The sequence below is a fragment of the Desulfomicrobium norvegicum genome (genome assembly GCF_900114595.1).
GTDB lineage: Bacteria > Desulfobacterota > Desulfovibrionia > Desulfovibrionales > Desulfomicrobiaceae > Desulfomicrobium > Desulfomicrobium macestii.
The window spans coordinates 209,392-224,341 of the sequence record NZ_FOTO01000001.1; the positions used below are offsets into that span (position 1 = coordinate 209,392).

The following is a 14,950-nucleotide window of genomic DNA, read 5'->3' on the forward strand; positions in this document are numbered from 1 at the left end:
CTCTTTTTACCAATCCTTGACGTGGCGCACCATGCCGAATTCAGACCCGATATATGCCCTGGTCAAGGGAGCCAGCAGCATATGACTGAGACGCGTGAAGGGAATGGCCACGAGCAAAAGCTCTGCCGAGACCATATGCAGCACGACCATGAGCATGTAATCGCCAAGCTGATGGTAGGCCAGAACTCCCGTCACAAAGGGCGCCGCCACAAGGGCGAGCAGGCCGAAATCCGTCCAGTCGGTGACATAGCTCACTTCAGGACGAATGACCCGACGCACGGCAAAGAAGATGCACGCGCCAATGACCGCAAAGGCCATAATGTCGGCCACGAAATCAGGAATGGTGAACCAGCCGATACCGAATCCTTCCTCGATCATGATTTGATGTGCGGAAACAAAAATGAGCAGCACAAAAAAAGCGATGTGGAAGAAAAACGCGACACCGGTAAAAATGGGGTTCAACCTCATGTTGACCGTATTGAACGGAATCGACCAGTTGATGATGGATCTCATTCCATATTTGAATGAAACATAATTAAGCAAAACCTGATCTTTCTTTTTAGCGGTATTCAGTGTCGACCATATTTTGTATATTGATCCAAGAACAAAAATAGTCCAGGCAGCCCAAGCCAGGGGGCCAGATACCAATAAATAGACATCCTGCATGTCTAGCCTCCTTATCCGATGATTTTTGCTACGGACTCGACAATTCTTTGGTACTTTCCGTCCACGATGGCGCGAATGAGAATTCGGCTTCCATCAGGACTGAACGTCGGGTCAAAGCATTGATCGAAACCCTGGCCATATTCCTTGCCATCCACCGCAATGGTGAAACGGCCGTTCTTTTCCACTCTTGCGGCAACATGCTTGCTGTCCGGAGAGAAGACCGGAGCATAGCACATGTCGTAATGGCTGTTCCAAGCCCTGTCGTCAGAGAATACGGTCCACTTGCCATCCTGCTTGCCAAGAGCGGCCAGACGCTTGCCGTCGGGGCTGAAGGTCATGTCCATGACCATGTCGCCAAAAGTCGTGTTCCAGGGATTGCCGTCCACTGCCAGAGTCCAGCGCCCGTAGTTGGGGCAGACTATGGCGGCGAGCTTGTCTCCGGAAGGACTGAACTGCTGCTGCCATACCTGGAAGAAGGTAGGCTGCCAGATGATCTTGCCGTCCAGGGCCATGCCCCACTTGCCGGACAGACGCACCGGCGCGACCACCGAGTTCTTGGTCGGATGGAAGAGCGGCTCCCAGACCTGGTTGAAATTCTCCGTCCAGGGCTTGCCGTCAATGGCAATGGTGTAATCGAAGAGCGTGTGTCGAATCTGGGCCGCGACCGAGGAGTTGTCGGCATTGAATCGTGGAGTCCAGACGTTCACGAAGTTCACGTCCCAAGGCGTACCGTCTACCGCGACGGAGTATGCGCCTTCCTTGAACTTGAACACTTCGGCCTGCCCCAAAGGCACGGTCTGAACCACGGCGGCGCTGCGCTTGCCGTCGGAGCTGAGAATGAAATTGTTGGCGTTTGGAAAGAGCGTTTCCCAGACCACGCCTTCGACCACCATTCCGTAGGTCATGGAATCGGCTACGCTACAGGCGATGACCGAGCCATCCTTCGAAAAAAGCGTGTTGAACAGAAAACTGTAGGTATCTTCCCAAGGCTCGCCGTCCACGCACATGGTCCAGTCGCCGTCGCAGGCCAATCCGGCCAGGCGCCCGTCGGGAGAATAGCGCAAATACCAGATGCGCTCATATCTGGGCTCCCAGCATGTGCCGTTGACACAGACGCTGAATTCCATCTCACCGGTCTTGACCACGGCCGCCACCTTTTCGCCATCGGGACTGACCTGATTTTCCTCGCGCCATTCAACGTCGCAATCACACTCGGATAGGTCGGCCACGGTTCTGGAGCCTATGCCCCAATCCCAGGCAGAATACTCACTCATACACGCCCTCCTTACCAACTAGGTTACGCCAAAAGCCAATCTTGAACATGATGCCGGTATGAATTCAGGCGAGCAGTCCAAATTTCTGAGCCTGCTAACTCATGCCAAAGACTCACTTTACTAGCTAAATTTTCTTGCAAACCGGCTAGCCTAGAAATGACACTGTGTAAATATCATTTTGATTTCAGACCCAATAAGTCGACAAAATATTTCGGACTGTTTTCATACACAATATTGCAAGAGTTGGTAAACATTCATTACTTTACATCCAGGCGTGCTCTACGCCTCCGCAAGTCGATCCTCAAAAGATGATAATTGCGACCGAAACGATTTCGCCGTCCATCGCAAACAATCCGGCACCCAATCCTCTGGGCGCAAAAAAACCCGGATATACCGGGTTGTTATGCAAGGAAATACTTCCTCTTGGGCGGCGGTCAAAGGCTTTTCAGCGACAATCCGGTTTTTCGGACACCGCGGGTTCCGTCGTCGCGGGCGGCAACACATCCTGTTCAGTGGCGGATATCTCGATATTTCGGGGCCCGACCACCTGGCCCTGCCTGTCGATCATGGTGCGCTCGTCAAGAATCGCGATGCCCAGCCGATCCATGACCTCCCGTTTGTAATCGTACTCCATGTTCTTTTTGCGCAATTTGTAGTTGAGAACCATGCGCACGATCCCGAATATGGTCCCGACCACCAGGACACAGCCCAGCCCGATCAGAATGACTTTGGCCGCGGCCTCGCCGAACCGGCCAAGATATTCCATGATCGCCCCCAGATTGTAGACGATCCCCATGAATACGCCGAGCAGCAGAAGCGTCAGCAAAAACGGGAGCTGAAAACAGAAATTTGCCGCCTTGACCAGTTTGCTTGCGGCTCCTTCGGTGGAAGTTTCCTTGAAAACAGGGCCTTTTTTCTGCCCGTAAAGAAAAGAATTGAAGGCTACGACCACTATGCCGACCAGAAACGTCACTGCAACCGGGGCCGAAAAGGAGACCAGGAAATAGGCCTTCCAGGGGAAAGGGACATCCACGGGCTTGCCTGTCACCGCGACCTCGTCAATGCCCAGCTGGTAAACCCAGCAGACCAGAAAGATAAGCACCTCGACCACTATCAAGAGCTGGATGTATCTGCGAAAAAGGTCCTTGATCTCGTAATCGTCAAAAAGCGAGGCGACTCCCTTTCGTTTTCCCCCGCTCCGACTCTTCAAATTCTCCTGCATCGTATCTCCATATCCCCCTGCGCCATGGCGTAGAGGCAATCGACTTGTAAATCCGAGTATTTTGGTATTGGAATCCCCGCCAAGCCGCCCCGCCAAACAAAAAGGCCGGACACCTGTCCAGCTCCGATTTGGCCTGAGCGCACAGGCTACGCCAAGGGTTGAGTTCCGCCCTGCTTCCGATTAGGATTTCGCGTTTCAGCTTGAACGCCCATCAATTAAGCCACACGGGAACCCACATGAGCCATTTTGACATCATTGTCATAGGAGCAGGTCCGGGCGGTTATGCCGCAGCTCTGCTCGCCAGTCAAAGAGGAAAAACGGTCGCTCTCATCGAGAAACAAAACCTCGGCGGGACGTGCCTCAACTGGGGGTGCATCCCCACCAAGCTCTACCTTGGAGCCACCGCTCATCTGGAAGGGCTGCACTCCCAGTCGCGCTTGCGCCTGTGCAGCGGCTCCGTGCAGATGGACATGGGCGCGCTCAAGAAACGAAAGAACGCATTTGTCGCGGCCACCCACAAGGCCATGGCCTGCTGTCTTGATAAACATGGGATCGCCCTGGTCCAGGGTCAAGCTGCCCTTTTGGATAAAAACACGGTGCGCATCGACGGCGAGGCCGGACAAACCCTGACTTTCGAGACTCTGGTCATCGCTACCGGATCCTCCACGAACTGGTTTGCAGGGCTTGAGCCGGATCACAAACGGATCCTCGACTCCACCGACCTTCTTGATCTCGACGAGGCGCCCGAAAGCCTCGCGATCATCGGAGCCGGGGCCATCGGCCTTGAAATGGCCGATTTCTGGCACCGCCTGGGGGCGACAATCCATGTCATCGAAGCCGCGCCCCGCATCGCCCCCGCCGAAGACGAGGAAATCGCCCAGACCCTCCACGGCATGCTCAAGCGCAAAAAATGGAACATCGTCACGGGCAAGCGCGTGGCCGGACTGGCCAACGAGGACGAATCGGTTCTGGTGCGACTGGAAGACGGCGCTGAAATCCGTGTCGAAAAGGCGCTGGTCGCCGTCGGACGCAAACCGAACACTCCCGGCCTTGGCCTTGAAAACGCAGGCGTCGCCCTGACCGGCGCTGGCTGGGTCATCACGGATGACTTCCTCCGGGCCGCGCCAAACATCTACGCCATCGGAGACGTCAACGGCCGCACGCTGCTGGCCCACGCCGCCGAGCACCAGGGACGCCACGCCATCCTGCACGCCCTTGGCGAAACGTCCGCGCCCTACGCGCCCGGCCCGATCCCCGGCTGCATCTATGGATCGATCGAGGTCATGCGCGCCGGGCACACCGCAGCCGAACTGACGGCTCAGGGCAAGACCGTGACCGTTACCCGCGCCAACCTCGGCGCCAACCCGATTTCCCAGGCCCACGGCCAGGCCCAGGGGCTGGTCAAGGTCGCCTGGGTGGACGGCGTCGTGCATGGCGTGACCGCCGTCGGCCATGGCGCATCCCACCTGGTCACCCTGGCGGAAATCATGGTCCGCGACCGCTGGACAGCCCACACCGCGCACGAACACATCTTCGCCCATCCCACCCTGGACGAGGCCCTGCGCGACGCGCTCATCGCCCCCCCGGAGGACAAATGAACCAGGGCCCGTTCCACGCGCGCAGGCCCCTGCTCCTGGCCTCGGCCTCGCCCCGGCGGCAGGCGCTCCTGGCCGGACAGGGCCTTGGATTCGAGGTCATACCCAGCACCCTGAAGGAACCAGCTCCCGAACCGGGAGAGGCCCCGGCGGACTACGCGGCGCGCATGGCTCACATCAAGGGTCAGGACCTCGCGGCCAGACACCCGGACAAGGTGATTATCAGCGCCGACACCATCGTGGTCGAGGGCGAAAGCATCCTGGGCAAGCCACGAAACATAGACGATGCCCTGGCCATGCTTTCATCCCTCTCGGGACGCTGGCACCAGGTCATGACCGGCTTCTGCGTGCTTCACCACGGCGACGGAATCTCTCTTTGCCAAACAGTGACCACGCGGGTCCACATGGCGGAAAATTCGCGGGCCATGCTCCAGGCCTACATCGACACGGGCGAACCCATGGACAAGGCCGGAGCCTACGGAATCCAGGGCATCGGCGCTTTTCTGGTCGACGAGGTACAGGGGTCCTACACCAATGTCGTCGGCCTGCCCCTGCGTTCGGTGCTCAATTGTCTGCTCGAAATCGGAGCCATCGGAGTGGCCAATGCCTGACCCGTCAAACTGCAAGACAAGCTGGCTCGAAACGCTGCCGCTGAACCTGGCCACCCTCGGCGCGGCCGGACGCATGCCCAAGGCTCCCGGCACCTGGGGCTCCCTGGTCGCGGCGATCCTCGCACCATTTCTCTTTCTGCCGTTGCCGATGTGGGGACGCGTCGCAGTCCTTATTCTGCTCTTCCCTCTGGGCAGCTGGTGTGCCGGCCGGGCCGAAAAAAGCATGTGCCGCAAGGACCCATCCTGCGTGGTCATCGACGAACTCTGGGGGCAATGGATCACGCTGCTGCCGCTGCTCGCCTCCGACACGCTCTGGATCATCCCGGCCTTTGTGTTCTTCCGCCTTTTTGACATCACCAAGCCCTGGCCGGTGCGGGCCTCGGAGCGCTGGCTGCCCGGCGGCTGGGGCATCATGATCGACGACGGGCTGGCGGGAATCTACGCGATGATGGCGCTGCTCGCATGCCGCGCCGTCTTCTAAAGCCATGTCCGCTTCCCAACGCGATCCGTCGCCCATGCCCACTCTTCCTCCAACTCTATCCCCCAGTCTTCCGATTGACGCGCTCCTGCCCGAGCTTACGCGCACCCTGAGCTCAAAAACCGCCTGCCTGGTCCACGCACCCCCAGGCAGCGGCAAAACCACGCGCATTCCCCTGGCCCTGCTCGATGCGGCCTGGCTGGGCAAAAACAAAATCCTCATGCTCGAACCCAGACGCCTGGCTGCACGCGCCGCTGCCCGCCACATGGCCGGGCTCCTTGGTGAAAAAGCCGGTGAGCGCGTGGGCTACCGCACCCGGCTCGATATCAGGGTCTCAAGCGCCACGCGGATCGAAGTCGTGACCGAAGGCATCCTGACCCGAATGCTGCAACACGATCCCGGGCTTTCCGGCTACGGCTGCGTAATTTTCGACGAATACCACGAGCGCAGTCTGCAGGCCGACCTGGGTCTGGCCCTGTGTCTTGAGATTCGAGACGCCCTGCGCCCGGACCTGCGTCTGGTGATCATGTCCGCCACCCTGGACGCAGCTGCCGTGGCCGAGCTCCTTGAGCCATGCAGAATCCTGAGCTGCCCGGGACAGCCGCATGAAGTGGAAACCCGCTACCTGCGCCTGTCCGGGCGCTTTCTTGAAGAACGCATGGCCCGGGCCATCCGCCATGCCCTGGCCACGGAGCGGGGCAGCATCCTGGCCTTCCTGCCCGGAGCCCGCGAAATCAGGCGCACCGCGGAACTGCTCGAAAATCCCGGAGCCGGAGTCGAAATCCACCCCCTGCTTGGCGCCCTGACCGCCACAGAGCAGGACAAGGCCATCGCCCCCCCGATGCCCGGTACGCGCAAAATCGTCCTGGCCACGGCCATCGCCGAGACTTCGCTGACCATCGAAGGAGTGCGCATCGTCGTCGACAGCGGCCTGGCCCGATTGCCGCGCTTCGACCCCAAGAGTTCCATGACGGTTCTGGTCACGGAACCCGCCTCCCTGGCCACCCTGACCCAGCGCCGGGGCCGCGCCGGGCGCACGGAACCCGGCATCTGTTTCCGCATCTGGGACCAGGCCGACGAGGTCAGCCGCAAGCCCTTCCCCGCGCCGGAGATGCTGGAAGCCGATCTGGCCCCACTGGTGCTCGACCTGGCCCTGTGGGGCGCCACCGACCCCGGCACCCTGTCCTGGCTGACGCCGCCCCCGGCCGGGCATTACAGGAGCGCCCTGCATTTGCTGCAAAGCCTGGAGGCCGTGGACGACAAGGGACGCATCACCCCCCACGGCCGTGAAATGGCGCTCCAGCCCCTGCATCCGCGCCTCGGACACATGGTGCTCACGGCCAAAAAGCACGGCCTCGCCCCAACCGCCGTCTATCTGGCCGCAATCCTGGGAGAACCGGGCCGAAGTATGCGCGGTTCCTCGGATCTGCGCGATACGCTGCGCACTCATCCCAATTCCCTTTCACGCAAAGACACCCTGCGCGCCAGCATGGAACAGATCGCACGACTGGCCTCGGTCAATCTGGAACAAACCGACCCCGAGGCCGCCGGAATTCTTACCGCCCTGGCCTACCCGGACCGCATCGCCCGCCGCCAGCAGGACGGAACCTATCGTCTGGCCAGCGGGCGCAAGGCCATGTGGCCCGGACCAAGCGCCCTGGCAGGTCACGAATTTCTGGCCATCGCCGATCTGGACGGAGACGCGGCCGGAGCAAAAATCTGGCAGTCTGCCCCGATTTCGCTGGATGAACTGGAAAAACACTTTGGTGATCAGCTACGTGCCGTCGAGGAAGTCCACCTGGACCAGGTCAGGGACCGCGTCATCTGCCTGCGCAAAATCATGCTCGATGCGCTCTGCGTAAAAGAAGAAAATCTGGCAACCGACCCGGAAACCATGACCCGTGCCTTGCTCCAAGGACAACGGGATCTTTCGCGACTGACCTGGACCGGCGAATGCCAAAACCTGCGAGACAGGGTACGCTTCCTGCGCAGCCTGGATCACGGGGCCTGGCCCGACATGTCCGACCAAACGCTCCTTGAAAACATCGAGCAATGGCTCGGGCCCTTCGCAACCGGGGCACGCTCCGGTACGGATCTCGGCAAAATCGATTTGCTGCAGGCGCTTAAAGCGCTGCTGGGTTGGGAAAGATTGAGGGAACTGGACCGGCTTGCGCCCGAATTCATGACCGTGCCCACGGGGGCGAAACGCAAGATCGACTACAGCCCCGAGTCCGGGCCCGTCCTTCCTGTCAAATTGCAGGAAATGTTCGGCTGCGCCACCACACCCACCCTGACAGACGGTCGCCACCCCCTGGTCCTGCACCTGCTCTCCCCCGCCGGCCGACCCCTGCAAGTCACCCGCGACTTGCCCTCGTTCTGGAAAAACGCCTACCCCCTCGTCCGCGCCGAGATGCGCGGCCGCTACCCCAAACACCCCTGGCCCGAAGACCCGGCCACAGCCATGCCCACCACCAAAACCAAGAAGGCCATGACCCCAAGATAAAGCCATGCCTCCGGCGGGCAGGGGACACGCCCCCTGCACCCCTTGCAATCCTGCTTCAACTTTCCCGCACCAGCTCAAACGTCCCGGCGTGGGCCGGGCAAGGGCTGTCGGCTGTCTGACCGAGCGCAGGCATCGTTTGCTTCCCGGCCGTGATACGCACAACGCGCTGTTCCCTGCCCGAAACTCAAGGCCGGGAAGCATTACGAGGCCCGCGAGGGAGTCCCGGCAGACCTTGCCCGGCCTGCGACGGATCGCGCCTCCCGCAAAAGCCATGCCTCCGGCGGACAAAAGCCATGCCCCCGGCACCCCTTGCAATTCCAAATTTTCCTTACGCTTAACCTCAAGCGTCCCGGCCCACGCTGGAACGCCCCTCCAGCCAGAAGTCCCCTCCGCCACCACCAACAAAAAAATCCCCACCGAAGCGAGGATTTTTTCAATGACAAAACAAAACGAACCGTAATCAAGCCCCTTACCTCTTCCTGATCTGCCTCTTGTCCCCAATGCGCATGGTGATCTTTTCCTTGTCCAGGTATTCGAGCACCGGGATGGCGAATTTGCGGGTCAGGGCGGTGATGTCCCGGAAATCCTGGGGCCCCATTTCCTGATTCGAGGCAAAGAACTCCCGGACCCGGCCGATCAGATCGTCCATGGCCGTCTTGGCGTAATAGAACTCCTCGCTGACCTTGATGAGCACGCCCTCTTCCATGAGCAGCCGGTACATCTGCGCCACATCCTTGGCGGTCAGCCCGTTCTCCTCCAGAAAAGCCTTGGTGGTCGGCGGCATGAGCCCCGCCTGTACATAGGTCGTCTCCATGAGCGTACGCAGGCCCGACTGATCCGAGGCCAGGGAGACCACATGTCCGGGCAGGCGCAGGATGTCGGCTTCGAGCAGCACCTGGCCTGATTTGACCAGCCGCTCGACCAGAAAATGCACCAGTTTCGGGTGCATGCCCCGGCCGAATCCGGAAATCAGCTCGGCCCGTGACAAGCCCTGACGCATGGGCTCGCGGCGATGGTATTCGCCCAGGTATTCGAGACAGGCCCCGGCCAGACCGTCGAGCACGTCCGCACCCACGAAGCGTTTGTCGTCGCGGTCGAACTGAAAGGCCAGCTGTTTGCCGCCCAGAATCTGCAGGGTCTTGTCCAGGAGCTTGGACTCCATGTCGGTCATGATGCGCAGCTCGGCCACGGTCAGCCCGCCGCGCCCGGCCAGCCGCAGCTGTGCCAGAAGAAGCTCCTCTCCCGTGGCGGAACCCAGGGTGGACAAGGTTTCCATATCCTTGGAATGACGGCGGACCTTGCGGCCCAGAGGGTTGATGATTCGACCGCCGGCCACGGTCTGCAGGGGCGAGAACGAGCGCACGATGCAACGGTCCCCGTATACGCCGGGCAATGGACGGGGAAAGCGGACCTGGCAGACCGCCGTTTCGCCGGGTTCGAGCTTGTCACGGTCGAGAAAAAAGAGCTTGGCCAGGATCTCGCGCGAACCGTGATGAAAATGGACTTCCGTACGGTGCTTCAACGGGTTGGGCGAAGACGACAGGCAGGTCATCTCCACGTCCCAGACCGGCGACGGAAAGAGGGTCTGCGGATGGGCCAGCACTTCGCCGCGCTCAAGCTCCGCCACCTCCAGGCCATAGAGGTTGACGGCGGTGCGCTCGCCGGCCCGGGCCACTTCGGCGGCCGTGCCATGCACCTGCAGACCGCGCACCTTGGAGCGGTGCCCGGACGGGACGATCTCGATCTCTTCGCCCAGACGTAATGCCCCGGAAATGGATGTGCCGGTCACGACCGTGCCGTGGCCTTTCATGGTGAAGACGCGGTCCACGGGCAGGCGAAACAGATCCGAGCGCCGGTCCGGGGCAAAGGTCGAGGACAGTTCGGCGATATAGCCTTTGAGCTTTTCCAATCCCGCACCCGTATGGGCCGAAACCGGGACGATGGGCGCGCCTTCCAGAAACGATCCGGCCAGATACGTCTGAACCTCCTCGTGCACCAGTTCAAGCCAGTCTTCCTCGACCATGTCCGTCTTGGTCAGAGCCACAAGCCCGGCCCGGATGCCAAGGAGCGAACAGATTTCAAGATGCTCCCGGGTCTGGGGCATGATGCCTTCGTCGGCGGCGATGACCAGAAGCACGAAGTCGATGCCCGCCGCACCGGAGACCATGTTCTTCACGAAGCGTTCGTGGCCCGGCACGTCGATGATGCCGAGGCGCACTTCCGGGGTCAGGTCCAGGTAGGCGAAGCCAAGCTCGATGGTGATGCCGCGCTTCTGCTCCTCGGCCAGGCGGTCGCAGTTGATGCCGGTCAAGGCCTTGATGAGGCTCGTCTTGCCGTGGTCGATATGTCCGGCCGTACCCATGATGACAGGCATGCGTCTCTCCTAGCAGGCCACTGAAAAACGGCGATCTGCGGCGTCAGCGAAAAAATCCAGACCGCTTATGTATGTCACAATACACCGCGCGTCCTGGATTTTTTCGCTTCCTTGCATCTCACCATTTTTCAGCAGCCTGCGAATTATTTGATTTTAGGGCGACCTGCTAGCTGCGGTAAAAAGCGTTGTAAGCCTGCACCGTGGCCAAGAGATCGGCCTTGGAACTGATTTCGAACGGGCTGTGCATGGACAGGACTCCGGGACCGAAATCGATGATCTCCATGCCGTAGATCGCCAGCTCCTTGGCCACCGTTCCGCCCCCGCCCTCGTCCACCTTGCCCATCTCGGCCATCTGCCACGGGATGTTTTCCGCCGCCAGCAACGCGCGAAACCAGGCCACGTACTCGCAATCGGCTTCGCTGGCGCCGTACTTGCCGCCGTGTCCGGTGAACTTGGAAAAAACGGGGCCGAAGCCAAGCAGCGAGGCGTTGTATTTGTCGTGCACATCCTGATAATCCGGGTCCATGGGGCAGTGCACGTCGGCGGAGACGGCCTTGGTCCGCGCCAGGACATGCCGCAGCCGGGTGCCCGGCTCCCAGACATCCAGGATGTCGGCCAGGGCGTATTCCATGAAGCGGGACTTGGCGCCGGTGGCGCCGTCAGAGCCGATCTCCTCCTTGTCCCACAACAAGAGAATCTGGGTGTGCTCCCCTCTTGGTGCGTCCATGAACGCCTTGAAGGCCGCGAACACGCACAGGCGGTCATCCTGTCCGTATCCGCCGAGAAGCGCGCGGTCGAGGCCCACGAATCGGGCCCTGCCCGAGGGCACGATCTGCAACTCGGCGCTGTAGAGGTCTACCTCGCGAATGGCGTAACGCCCGTAAAGAAGTTCCAGGACCCGCTGCCGAACCTTGGCGTCCTCGTCGGTCTCTGCCGGTTCATGGCCGATGGCGATATTGAGCTTCTCGGCCACGAAAGCCTTCTCCACCGTCTCCTCGCGCTGCTTGCGGGCCAGATGCGGCAGCAGGTCCAGAACCGTGAAGACCGGATCAGCCTCGTCCTCGCCGATGCAGACCGGGATGACCCGGCCGTCCATGGCCACAATGGTGCCGTGCAGCGCCAAGGGCCTGGCCAGCCACTGATATTTCTTGAGGCCGCCGTAATAATGCGTCTTCATGAGCGCGACCTGACATTCCTCGTGCAATGGATGCTGTTTGAGATCCAGATGCGGAGTGTCGGCGTGGGCCGTGATCAGGCGCAGGCCCTCGGCCAGGGGCTTCGCGCCCCGCCGCGCCAGGATGGCGGCCTTGGAACGAAAAGGCAGGATGACCAGCTCCTGGTGCAAATCATCGGAAAATCCGCTGGCCGCAGCCTGCTCCGCCACCCAGGCGATGGTTTCGCGTTCGGTCTTGCACCGGGTCAGAAAGTCAAGGAACTCGTTGGCCAAAAGATCCATGGCAGCCCTGTCATCGCTCGCCATGTAGCGTTCCCAGCAACTTGCCGCCTTGTGCTTCAACACCTCATCCATCGTAAGCCTCCCCTTTCAACACGGGCAAGCGCCCGGAAACGAAAAAAAGGGAGCGGAATCACTTCCTGCTCCCCACAAAACCGAGGACAATCCGGCATCAACCCATCTTGTCGAAAAACTCTTTTTCCGCGCCACACTTGGGGCAAACCCAATCCTCGGGCAGATCCTCGAAAGCGGTGCCGGCCGGAATGTTATTTTCCGCATCGCCTTCCGCCGGATCATAAACATAGCCGCACGGACATTCCCATCGTTCCATGGCCATATGAGCCTCCATTGAATTTAAGGTGAACGAGTCTACTCTCGTAAAAAAAGCCTAGCTTTTCTTCTTCAGAGCCTCGGCCAGGGCGCTACCCAAAGAGCCCATGTCGGCACCTGAAGACTGGGGCTTGTAGCCCTTCCAGTCCGACACTTCCTCTTTCTTGCCGGTTCCAAGGCTGATCTTGCGCTCGCGGGTGTTCACGCTCTCGATGCTGACCACCACGGTATCGCCAGGAACCAGCTTGTCGTATTTGACCTCGCCGTCAGCCCGGGACATGACCGACTGGGGCAGAAGTCCGGTCACGCCCGGCTCCAGGGAAATGAAGAGCCCGAACTGCTGGCGTTTCTCCACGGTGCCCTGCACGGCCTGGCCCACGGGATATTTCTCGGCCACATTGAGCCACGGATCGCCTTCGGCGTCACGCATGCTGAGCGAAATGCGCTGCTTCTCCACATCGACCTGCTTGATCACGGCCGCGACCATGTCGCCGACCTGGACCACATCGCCGGGCTTGTTGATACGCTTGGCGTAGCTCATCTCGCTGACGTGAACCAGTCCTTCGATGCCGGGAGCGATCTCCACGAAGGCGCCAAAATCCATGAGCTTGACCACCTTGCCAGTGACCTTGTCGCCATCCTTGAAGCGATCGCCCACGGTCTTCCAGGGATCATCCTGCGCCTGTTTGATGGACAGGGACAGACGGGTCTCGCCGGGCTTCTTGCCCGCGCTTGTGCCCAGATACTTGACCCGCACCTTGTCGCCCATGCTCAGGATCTCCTCGGGGCTCTGAATTCTGGCCCAGGAAATCTCGGAAATGTGCACCAGCCCTTCCACGCCCGGAACCAGCTCCACAAAGGCTCCGAAAGCGGCCAGACGAGTGACCGTACCCTCGACGATGTCGCCTTCGCTGACCGTCTCGAAAAAGCTGGCGCTAGCCTGCTTCTGCTCCTCTTCGAGCAGGGCCCGGCGGGACACGACGATGTTGCGCCCGTTCTCGGAAACCTTGGTGATCCGAAACTGCAGAGTCTGCCCGACATAATCCTCGGGGGTCGCGACGTAGCGCGCATCGATCTGGGAAACCGGGCAGAAGGCACGATGCTTCAATACCTCTACATGAAAGCCGCCCTTGATCTGCTCGCGCACTTTCCCTTCCACCGGCACGCCGCTGTTATAGGCGTCTTCGAGCATATTGAGGCCGCCGATGCCGGTCAGTGCCTTGGACAAACGCACGCTGTCGTCGGTCACGCCCACCACGTAAAGTTCCAGCGTATCGCCTTCGGCGACACTCAGCTCTCCGTCGTCGTTCAGCAATTCCTCGCGGTCCACGATACCATCCACTGCCGATCCGCAATCAATGAAAGCGGCCTTCTGACCAATGGAAATCACTGTACCGGAAATCTTGTCCCCTGCCTTGAGGGCTGTCTTGCGCTGGGATTCATAGGATGCGAACAGCTCGGCAAAATCTTCACTCATGATTGACTACCTTACTTCACCGTAAACCGTCATTCGAAACGGGTAATGGAGTTAATGGACACCTGATCGGCGGGTGCGTGTTCGTGATCGCCCTGGGCCTTGACCCGGACTTTTTCAATTTTCTTGACCACATCCATCCCGTCAATGACCTGACCGAAAACGCAATAGCCGAACTCGTCCTCTCCCTGATGATCAAGGTCCGGGTTATCGACCGTGTTAATAAAAAACTGGGCGCAGGCGCTGTGCGGATCGGCGGTGCGAGCCATGGCCACGGTGCCCTCGACATTTTTGAGACCGTTGGCGGCCTCATTGGCGACAGGCGGCCGGGTAGGCTTTTCGCGCATCATGTTGTCGAGTCCGCCGCCCTGAACCATGAACCCTTTCACGACCCTGTGAAACAGGGTGCCTACATAGAAATCATCGTCCACATAACCCAAAAAATTGGCCACGGTCAGCGGCGCCTTGTCCGCGAACAGTTCAACCAGAAATTCTCCTTTGGTCGTGTCCACCAGGACCACCGGATTGCTCATTCTTTCCTCCAGAAAATGGTCTCCAATAAAGGAGCATAAAAATATACGGCTCTCCCCAATTTGGCAAACTCTTTGCCGTGTCCCGGCCAAATGGTTTCCTGGGAGCAGCAGGGCCCCGAAACGATGCGAATATCGCATGGCACGCGCATTCCCGCCAAGCGGGGCAACATGCCTGGATCATTCGTCAAAAAAGGTCAAAAGATCATCTTCAAGGCCGCGCGGGCGTGACTTCAACCCGAAGCCGCCGCACACCGCCGGGCCCTCACTCGCTCTTGCCCTTGCGATATCCTTCCTTGAAATCGTCGGCCGCGTTTTCAACGCCCTTGACCGTCTTGCCGGTCACCTCACCCACGGTCGAGCACCCGGCGCCCAAAAAGGCCGCAAGACAGACCAGCACCACCAATTTTTTCAACATCAAAACCTCCATCACGGACATG

Annotated in this window: 13 protein-coding genes; 4 read left to right on the forward strand and 9 right to left on the reverse strand. The window is 60.1% G+C overall.

Going from position 1 to position 14,950, the window contains the following annotated elements; translation table 11 throughout:
• Window positions 1–6: 6 nt before the first annotated feature.
• From tmcC to BMZ24_RS00985, 3 genes are all read right to left on the reverse strand, one after another.
• Window positions 7–666: a TmcC family electron transfer complex membrane anchor subunit gene (tmcC, locus tag BMZ24_RS00975; protein ID WP_092188364.1), complete on the reverse strand. Its 660-nt coding sequence runs from the start codon at window positions 664–666 to the stop codon at window positions 7–9.
• 11 nt (window positions 667–677) lie between these two features.
• On the reverse strand, window positions 678–1,940 hold the full coding sequence (gene tmcD / locus BMZ24_RS00980) for an electron transfer complex subunit TmcD (RefSeq protein ID WP_092188366.1): 1,263 nt from the start codon (window positions 1,938–1,940) through the stop codon (window positions 678–680).
• A gap of 445 nt (window positions 1,941–2,385) precedes the next feature.
• Window positions 2,386–3,162, reverse strand: coding sequence for a hypothetical protein (locus BMZ24_RS00985; protein ID WP_092188367.1), 777 nt, complete (start codon window positions 3,160–3,162; stop codon window positions 2,386–2,388).
• Window positions 3,163–3,398: 236 nt separating this feature from the next.
• Between BMZ24_RS00985 and BMZ24_RS00990 the strand changes: the two genes are divergently transcribed.
• From BMZ24_RS00990 to hrpB, 4 genes are read left to right on the forward strand one after another with little or no spacing between them, the layout of a single operon-like run.
• Window positions 3,399–4,760 carry a dihydrolipoyl dehydrogenase family protein gene (locus BMZ24_RS00990; RefSeq protein WP_092188369.1) on the forward strand — a complete coding sequence of 454 codons (1,362 nt, stop codon included), beginning with the start codon at window positions 3,399–3,401 and terminating at the stop codon, window positions 4,758–4,760.
• Entirely contained in the window at window positions 4,757–5,368 is a 612-nt protein-coding gene (locus tag BMZ24_RS00995) for a Maf family protein (protein WP_092188371.1), read from the forward strand. Before BMZ24_RS00990 ends, BMZ24_RS00995 begins: the two co-directional genes overlap by 4 nt.
• The gene (locus BMZ24_RS01000; RefSeq protein ID WP_092188373.1) at window positions 5,361–5,849 is read left to right on the forward strand and encodes a phosphatidylglycerophosphatase A family protein; all 489 of its coding nucleotides are present in this window, start codon (window positions 5,361–5,363) and stop codon (window positions 5,847–5,849) included. Before BMZ24_RS00995 ends, BMZ24_RS01000 begins: the two co-directional genes overlap by 8 nt.
• Before the next feature lie 34 nt (window positions 5,850–5,883).
• Window positions 5,884–8,349 carry an ATP-dependent helicase HrpB gene (gene hrpB / locus BMZ24_RS01005; protein WP_092189500.1) on the forward strand — a complete coding sequence of 822 codons (2,466 nt, stop codon included), beginning with the start codon at window positions 5,884–5,886 and terminating at the stop codon, window positions 8,347–8,349.
• A 469-nt stretch (window positions 8,350–8,818) separates the two neighbouring features.
• Here hrpB and selB read toward each other — a convergent pair whose 3' ends face one another.
• The 6 genes from selB to BMZ24_RS19625 all read right to left on the reverse strand — a co-directional run bounded on the left by selB (window position 8,819) and on the right by BMZ24_RS19625 (window position 14,928).
• Window positions 8,819–10,723, reverse strand: a complete 1,905-nt coding sequence (gene selB, locus BMZ24_RS01010; protein ID WP_092188375.1) for a selenocysteine-specific translation elongation factor — start codon at window positions 10,721–10,723, stop codon at window positions 8,819–8,821.
• A 166-nt stretch (window positions 10,724–10,889) separates the two neighbouring features.
• Entirely contained in the window at window positions 10,890–12,251 is a 1,362-nt protein-coding gene (locus BMZ24_RS01015; protein ID WP_092188377.1) for an aminopeptidase, read from the reverse strand.
• A gap of 97 nt (window positions 12,252–12,348) precedes the next feature.
• Complete coding sequence (locus tag BMZ24_RS01020; protein WP_092189501.1) at window positions 12,349–12,507, reverse strand: rubredoxin; 159 nt, start codon at window positions 12,505–12,507, stop codon at window positions 12,349–12,351.
• A 57-nt stretch (window positions 12,508–12,564) separates the two neighbouring features.
• Entirely contained in the window at window positions 12,565–13,983 is a 1,419-nt protein-coding gene (locus BMZ24_RS01025; RefSeq protein ID WP_092188379.1) for a 30S ribosomal protein S1, read from the reverse strand.
• A gap of 29 nt (window positions 13,984–14,012) precedes the next feature.
• A complete protein-coding gene (locus BMZ24_RS01030; protein ID WP_092188381.1) occupies window positions 14,013–14,513 on the reverse strand; it encodes a peptidylprolyl isomerase in 501 nt (166 codons plus the stop codon).
• Window positions 14,514–14,775: 262 nt separating this feature from the next.
• Window positions 14,776–14,928, reverse strand: coding sequence for a hypothetical protein (locus BMZ24_RS19625; protein WP_153304598.1), 153 nt, complete (start codon window positions 14,926–14,928; stop codon window positions 14,776–14,778).
• Window positions 14,929–14,950 lie beyond the last annotated feature (22 nt).

Bases quoted from the DNA above. Each gene is read 5' to 3' on its own strand.
- tmcC (WP_092188364.1), bottom strand. From the start codon at position 666: ATGCAGGATGTCTATTTATTGGTATCTGGCCCCCTGGCTTGGGCTGCC.
- tmcD (WP_092188366.1), bottom strand. From the start codon at position 1,940: ATGAGTGAGTATTCTGCCTGGGATTGGGGCATAGGCTCCAGAACCGTG.
- BMZ24_RS00985 (WP_092188367.1), bottom strand. From the start codon at position 3,162: ATGCAGGAGAATTTGAAGAGTCGGAGCGGGGGAAAACGAAAGGGAGTC.
- BMZ24_RS00990 (WP_092188369.1), top strand. From the start codon at position 3,399: ATGAGCCATTTTGACATCATTGTCATAGGAGCAGGTCCGGGCGGTTAT.
- BMZ24_RS00995 (WP_092188371.1), top strand. From the start codon at position 4,757: ATGAACCAGGGCCCGTTCCACGCGCGCAGGCCCCTGCTCCTGGCCTCG.
- BMZ24_RS01000 (WP_092188373.1), top strand. From the start codon at position 5,361: ATGCCTGACCCGTCAAACTGCAAGACAAGCTGGCTCGAAACGCTGCCG.
- hrpB (WP_092189500.1), top strand. From the start codon at position 5,884: ATGCCCACTCTTCCTCCAACTCTATCCCCCAGTCTTCCGATTGACGCG.
- selB (WP_092188375.1), bottom strand. From the start codon at position 10,723: ATGCCTGTCATCATGGGTACGGCCGGACATATCGACCACGGCAAGACG.
- BMZ24_RS01015 (WP_092188377.1), bottom strand. From the start codon at position 12,251: ATGGATGAGGTGTTGAAGCACAAGGCGGCAAGTTGCTGGGAACGCTAC.
- BMZ24_RS01020 (WP_092189501.1), bottom strand. From the start codon at position 12,507: ATGGAACGATGGGAATGTCCGTGCGGCTATGTTTATGATCCGGCGGAA.
- BMZ24_RS01025 (WP_092188379.1), bottom strand. From the start codon at position 13,983: ATGAGTGAAGATTTTGCCGAGCTGTTCGCATCCTATGAATCCCAGCGC.
- BMZ24_RS01030 (WP_092188381.1), bottom strand. From the start codon at position 14,513: ATGAGCAATCCGGTGGTCCTGGTGGACACGACCAAAGGAGAATTTCTG.
- BMZ24_RS19625 (WP_153304598.1), bottom strand. From the start codon at position 14,928: ATGTTGAAAAAATTGGTGGTGCTGGTCTGTCTTGCGGCCTTTTTGGGC.